This is a genomic window from Paracoccus sp. MC1854 (assembly GCF_014164635.1).
GTDB lineage: Bacteria > Pseudomonadota > Alphaproteobacteria > Rhodobacterales > Rhodobacteraceae > Paracoccus.
In genome coordinates, this window is sequence record NZ_JACJFU010000075.1 from 1 (window position 1) to 4827 (window position 4827).

Sequence of the window (4827 nt, forward strand, 5' to 3'; positions counted from 1 at the left end):
GAGGACATCGAGCTTGCCAAGGCCACCCAAGCCGCGCAGCGGCGCAACGGTGCCCCAGTCCAATCCATCGCGGTCCTTGTCGGCGTAGCGCAGCCGCGCCAGCGTCCCAACCCGAACCCGCCCACCAGCCTGACCGATCGAGCGATGCGCCGGCGTGGAACGTATGACCAAGCTGCGCTATTGTTGGACCAGCAGGCGTTGCAGGAAAGCAGCCCAGAGCGCGCTGAACGTGCGCGAGAAGCGGCAAAGACCGCAAAGGATCTAGGTGCATGCGCCCAGATCGAGTTCGACTTCTTCGGAGGCAACGTGTCCATCGCTTTTCAGTATCAGGACGCCGTGACCGAACGCCTGTTCAAGGCGGCGAAGACAACCGCACAGGCCAAGGAAGCCGGCATGATCCTTTGGATCATCTGCCGGCACCTGTCTTGGCAGTCCTACGAGTGCACCAAGTCTGCCGCGGACCTCTGTGAGATCACGCATACAGGCCCCGCCCATATGTCGCGCGCCCTCAATCTGCTTGAGGAGATCGGCGCGATCCGCCGGGTGAAGCGTGGCCGCAACAAGATCATCACCGTAACGCCCGAGGGCGCCTTCCGGGGCAACGTCAACACGCACGGGCAGGCCGTGGAACGCTACCGGCTGGACGTGATCGAGGGCGGCAAGAACTGACGTCCCTTCGCTCTCCTGCCGTGACTAGGTCGCCCACTGGGCGCCCACTGGGCGCGCCCACCTCTGTCCCGCTGTCTCCTGCCCAGGCCGCCCAGTGGGCGAAGGTCAGCCGCCGCACCATCATGCGAGCTATCGACGCGCAGGAATTGCCCGCTTTTCGGGACAATCGAAACCGTTGGCAGATCGCGTCGCAAGAACTTGAGAGATGGGCAGATGCCCAGTGGGCGCCCCCTGGACAACGCCCACTTAATGCCCAGCTTTGCCCACTTGATGCCCACTCCTCTGCCCAGGCAGCCAAGGACGACACTGCCCACGACTTAGCCGCGGCGCGACTGACCATTGCCCAGCTCGAGGCTCGGCTCGAGGAGCGCGCCGCCTTGGTCCGCGCCGCCGAGGCCCGCGCTCAGGCGGCCGAGGCCTTGGCCCAGAAGCTGGCCGACCTCTTTGCCGCCCGCGCGGCCGCGGAACCGGTTGCCGTCCCCAGTTCGTCCCCCTCCTCTCCGCCCCGCCGCTGGTGGCCCTGGCGTCGCGCCTGAGCGTCTCCCCGGATCAACTCCCGGGTGCCGTCCGCCCGATAACGGGTGTTATGGGAAGCGGCGGAAGGGGGGCAGATACTCGCGGTAAGGTTGTGGGCGGAGGGCGCATAGTGGTGTGTGAACATCCGGCAGTTCGTGCCAACAGAGATGCTCAGGTTTTGCCTGCTGGCTTCGGCGGCCTCTCCACCGAGGCCGCTGCATAAGGCGTGTCAGCAGGGTCCTGCTTTGCAAAGGCCAGAAGGGGCTCGAGCGCGTCAACCTGGGCTGCGGACCCCACCCATCACCGGCTCCTCGGGCTGCGGGCTCACCCAGCGATAGAGCACACCACCCAGCGCGCCCCCAATCAGCGGCGCCACCCAGAAGAGCCAAAGCTGGCCGATGGCCCAGCCGCCTTGGAAGAGCGCGGGTCCTGTGGACCGCGCTGGATTCACCGAGGTGTTGGTCACAGGAATGGAGATAAGGTGGATAAGCGTGAGCCCCAGCCCAATGGCGATGGGGGCGAAGCCCACCGGCGCCCGTCCATGGGTGGCCCCCATGATAATGAACAGGAACCCGGCCGTCAGCACGACCTCGGTCACGAAGGCCGAGCCCAGCGAGTAGCCGCCAGGACTGTGCTCGCCATAGCCATTGGACGCGAAGCCTGAGGCTGCCGCATCGAAGCCGGGAGCGCCGTTGGCGATAATGTAAAGCACCAGCGCGCCCAAGATCGCGCCCAGGACTTGCGCCACGATGTAGGGCAGGATTTGCGAGGACGGGAAGCGTCCACCGGCCGCGAGGCCCACCGTCACGGCCGGGTTGAGGTGGCAGCCGGAGACATGGCCAATGGCATAGGCCATGGTAAGCACCGTCAAGCCAAAGGCTAGCGACACGCCCAGAAGGCCGATGCCCACCTCAGGAAAGGCCGCAGCCAGCACCGCCGAGCCACAGCCCCCGAAGGTGAGCCAGAAGGTACCAATCAACTCGGCTGCATACTTCTGAGGGTTCATCGTCGGCATCTCCCGAGAGGCCAGTCTTTGCTGGTTCTTTTTGTGGTCTCACGACAGCACGAACCAAGTAAAGTTTTTTGACACGGCCGAACTCAAAAATCTTTGCTGGTAAATTGCTTACGGCGGAAGCCTGTGACCAGCGCGGGAGGCGGGGTTAAGCCCTCCCGCAGGCGCGATCTGCCTAGCGATCGCAGCGGCTAGGATGCCGCTCGACGGCCTCTCTCCCGGCGGTTGCAGGGCCTCTGCCGGGGTGCAGGGCTGACCTCATGCCGCCAAAAGGGCGCGGCCCGCTTTGTCTACAGGACCGCACGCAAACCGCAGGTTTGCATAAGTGCGCACTTCTCTCTGCCGTTCGTCGGGTCTCAGGGTCTTCCGCCTTCTGATTACAGCCCGGCCAATCCGTCGATCAACCGTGGCAGCTCGACTTGAACCGTCTGCCAGACCACGTGCAGATCGATGTCGAAATATCCATGCGCGATGCGGTTGCGCATCCCCCGCATGCTGCGCCACGGGATGCCAGAGTTCGCCTCGGCAAAGTCGGGATAATCGGCAACGACGCGGTTGGCAGCTTCGCCCACGATCATCAGGCTCATGACCACAGCGCGTTGCGTCCGCAGGTCGGCCAGGAAATCGTCCTCGTCCATGCCGTCGATGAAGGTCAGCGCATCCGTCATGCCCTGGGTCATCTGCCGGAGGTATTCGGCCAACCGTTCCGGCGCTCTCAAACCGGAACCGCCTGCCGCAGCACGTCAGCCCGGATGTGCGGTGGAAGATCCATCGGGGTCTTCACATCGACGCGCACCCCAAGAGCCTCCTCAAGCGCGTCCTGCAGGCCGCCTAGGTCGAAGAGCGTGGTTTCGGGCAGCGGCTCGACCAGCACGTCCAGATCGCTTCCTTCACGATCCTGCCCGGTCACAACGGAGCCGAACACACGGGGATTGGCTGTGTGATGCCGGGCCGCAAGTTCGCGGATCAGGCTGCGCCCGTGTCGCAGAGCTTGGGAAGGGGTTTGCAGAACCATGTCGGGGCGCCTCCTGGGACCAATGTAAGCTACCCGGCCGCGAGCCGCAAAAGAACCCGACCAGACGGACCCACGACCGGCAGCATGGCTCAGAGCCGGTCTCCTGCCCCTTTTTTTAGGCCCCCGCCCCCCTATCCCAAAACTCGGCAACGCCACTCAGGGGCCCTCTCCGTGGCTCTCAGGGGTGCCCTGCGAGGAACCAAGGGTTGGCGGGACAAGCTCCCTGAAGCGCATGAGAGTCGAGCCGGAACCAAGGAGCCGATTTGAAGAGTGAACATTGGCAGGAAATGTGGAATGTTTACACGGCCCCAGAGAGCCCTCCAAAGGGGGGCAGGAACCAGATCCTGACAGGCCCAGGCCGCGTCAGGCCGCAGGCTGGATCGAGACCTTCAGCCCGAGTGCCTTGGCGACCTTCATCACGGTGGACAGAGTGGGGTTGCCCTCACCGGACAGCGCCTTGTTCAGGCCGACCCTGCTCATGCCGACCTCGCGCGCCAGGGCGCTCATGTTCCGGGCGCGGGCCACGGTCCCGAGGGCGCGGGCGAGATAGGCCGGATCGTCGCCCCCTTCCTCCATGACGGCCTCGAGATAGGCGGCAATGTCGGCCTCAGACTGGAGGTAGTCGGCACTGTCGTAGCGGGCAAAGGTTTCCTCGGACATCGCTCAATCCTTCCATTCTGCGGCCAAGGCCTTGGCCTGCTGGATGTCCCTGCCCTGCGAGGACTTGTCGCCGCCGCAGAGCAGGATGACGAGGACGGGACCGCGCGAGAGGTAATACACGCGGTAGCCCGGCCCGTAGTTGATCCGAAGCTCGGAGAGGCCTTGGCCGATCGGCTCGGCATCGCCGGGATGCCCCATCGCCAGCCGGTCCAGGCGCGCGACAATGCGGGCAACGGCCCGACGGTCGCGCAGGCCGGACAGCCAACGGTCGAAGGTGGCGCTTCGGATCAGTTCGATCATCTGCAAACTATAGTTATCAAATTAGGGCTGACAACGGAAGGTGTCAAAGCGTCCTGCACCTGAGGGAGACCAGGACCAGAGGACAAGGTGAGCGAGAAGGAGGGCACATAGCAGGAAATGGTTTGTGTCTACAAAACCAAAAAACACCTCGGATGCCGCCTGACCCCTTCCTTGTTCATGGCCTGATCCAGCCGTGACGCGGGTGCGACGTTGCCGATCAAGCGCCCTAAACATCGCGTCCTTCGGACGTGCCTTCCTGTCGGTTCCGTCTTGGCGACAGCTGCCGTTCGCCTCTCACGGTGACCCGCCGTGCCGCTCTGGACCGGCGTTGCCGTCGTCTGTGGTTCTCAGCCCTTCTTTCTTTTTAGGATACATGGATACGCTGGAGCGTTTTCGCGGTTTCAGCCTTGCTACGCTGGCCGCGAAAGAGATTGACAGTTGCGCCACAGGCAACTGTAGTTGCGCCACAGGCAACTATCGGAGCGGACATGCCCAGAGCGACCATCCATGAGCTGCGCCGGTCGGGCGTGTCGCAGGAGGACATCGAGCTTGCCAAGGCCACCCAAGCCGCGCAGCGGCGCAACGGTGCCCCAGTCCAATCCATCGCGGTCCTTGTCGGCGTAGCGCAGCCGCGCCAGCGTCCCAACCCGAACCC

Annotated in this window: 7 protein-coding genes and 1 pseudogene; 3 read left to right on the forward strand and 5 right to left on the reverse strand. The window is 64.3% G+C overall.

Annotated elements, in window-relative coordinates; translation table 11 throughout:
• The first annotated feature begins 183 nt into the window (after nt 1-183).
• From H5395_RS17655 to H5395_RS19205, 3 genes and pseudogenes are all read left to right on the forward strand, one after another.
• Complete coding sequence (locus H5395_RS17655) at nt 184-669, forward strand: winged helix DNA-binding protein (protein WP_220495117.1); 486 nt, start codon at nt 184-186, stop codon at nt 667-669.
• A 20-nt stretch (nt 670-689) separates the two neighbouring features.
• A pseudogene (locus H5395_RS19650) lies at nt 690-875 on the forward strand (helix-turn-helix domain-containing protein); the annotation flags it as partial.
• A 171-nt stretch (nt 876-1046) separates the two neighbouring features.
• Nucleotides 1047-1205, forward strand: coding sequence for a hypothetical protein (locus H5395_RS19205; protein WP_255440801.1), 159 nt, complete (start codon nt 1047-1049; stop codon nt 1203-1205).
• A 254-nt stretch (nt 1206-1459) separates the two neighbouring features.
• Here H5395_RS19205 and aqpZ read toward each other — a convergent pair whose 3' ends face one another.
• From aqpZ to H5395_RS17685, 5 genes are all read right to left on the reverse strand, one after another.
• Entirely contained in the window at nt 1460-2191 is a 732-nt protein-coding gene (gene aqpZ, locus H5395_RS17665; RefSeq protein ID WP_182793832.1) for an aquaporin Z, read from the reverse strand.
• Between the two features lie 383 nt (nt 2192-2574).
• A complete protein-coding gene (locus H5395_RS17670) occupies nt 2575-2898 on the reverse strand; it encodes a DUF86 domain-containing protein (protein ID WP_255440802.1) in 324 nt (107 codons plus the stop codon).
• A 14-nt stretch (nt 2899-2912) separates the two neighbouring features.
• On the reverse strand, nt 2913-3212 hold the full coding sequence (locus H5395_RS17675) for a nucleotidyltransferase family protein (protein WP_182793833.1): 300 nt from the start codon (nt 3210-3212) through the stop codon (nt 2913-2915).
• A gap of 363 nt (nt 3213-3575) precedes the next feature.
• Entirely contained in the window at nt 3576-3872 is a 297-nt protein-coding gene (locus H5395_RS17680; RefSeq protein ID WP_182793834.1) for an addiction module antidote protein, read from the reverse strand.
• Between the two features lie 3 nt (nt 3873-3875).
• Nucleotides 3876-4172 (reverse strand): type II toxin-antitoxin system RelE/ParE family toxin, encoded by a 297-nt coding sequence (locus H5395_RS17685; protein WP_182793835.1) that lies wholly within the window; start codon nt 4170-4172, stop codon nt 3876-3878.
• Nucleotides 4173-4827 lie beyond the last annotated feature (655 nt).